Source organism: Escherichia sp. S10b, from assembly GCF_028421345.1.
Lineage (GTDB): Bacteria > Pseudomonadota > Gammaproteobacteria > Enterobacterales > Enterobacteriaceae > ECMA0423.
The window spans coordinates 1-842 of sequence record NZ_JAHZSO010000003.1 but is presented as its reverse complement, the minus strand read 5'-3'; the positions used below and the strand labels follow the sequence as shown (position 1 = coordinate 842).

Genomic DNA, 842 nt, shown 5'->3' with positions numbered 1-842 from the left:
TCCTTCAGGGCGGGGATATAAGGCGCGGTTTTCCACCTGACCAGGTGTTTGCTGTTGTTCAATGTATTGGCGGATGACGGATATTGGCGCACCTCCGCAGCTATTGGCAAAATAGCCAGGACTCCACAAAACGCCTTTGTAGTAATACCTGACTGCAATATCTGGTCGATCTCGTCGCAGTAACCTACCCGATACGCCTTTGAGGCTGTTTACCAGACTGGATATCGCCAGTTTGGGAGGATAGTTAATTAACAAATGGACGTGATCTGGTTCGCCATCCATTTCAACCAGTTCAGCTTCAAAATCAGCACATACATTTGAAAAGTAAGTGCGTAGTTTTTCTGTCGCGTCATAGTCAAAAATCTGACGTCGGTATCTGGTGACAAAGACCAGGTGAACATGCATCAGGAAAACACAATGCTTCCCCGTCGGATATCGGTTTCTTTATTCATAGACCAAAGTATCATTTGGCCTGTGAAACGATTACAGGCATTTAAATTCCAGTTAAGACCCGGTGGTCAACAGGAGCGTGAAATGAGGCGCTTCGCAGGCGCATGTCGTTTCGTTTTCAATCGTGCTCTGGCGCTTCAGAATGAGAATCATGAGGCCGGTAATAAATACATCCCTTACGGGAAAATGGCTTCCTGGCTGGTTGAGTGGAAAAACGCCACTGAAACGCAATGGCTTAAAGATTCGCCCTCACAGCCATTGCAACAGTCACTGAAAGGCCTTGAGCGGGCTTACAAAAACTTCTTCCAGAAGCGGGCTGCTTTTCCCCGATTCAAAAAGCGGGGACAGAATGATGCATTCCGCTACCCGCAGGGCGTTAAGCTCGATCAGGA

Annotated in this window: 1 protein-coding gene and 1 pseudogene; one reads left to right on the top strand and one right to left on the bottom strand. The window is 47.7% G+C overall.

What is annotated here, in order from left to right; all coding sequences use genetic code 11:
• Nucleotides 1–467 (bottom strand): annotated as a pseudogene (gene tnpA / locus FTE26_RS00385) (IS200/IS605 family transposase); the annotation flags it as partial.
• A 7-nt stretch (nt 468–474) separates the two neighbouring features.
• On the opposite strand from tnpA, the gene FTE26_RS00380 reads away from it, so the two are divergent.
• A partial coding sequence (locus FTE26_RS00380) for an RNA-guided endonuclease InsQ/TnpB family protein (RefSeq protein WP_072176597.1) occupies nt 475–842 on the top strand: 368 nt, incomplete at its 3' end.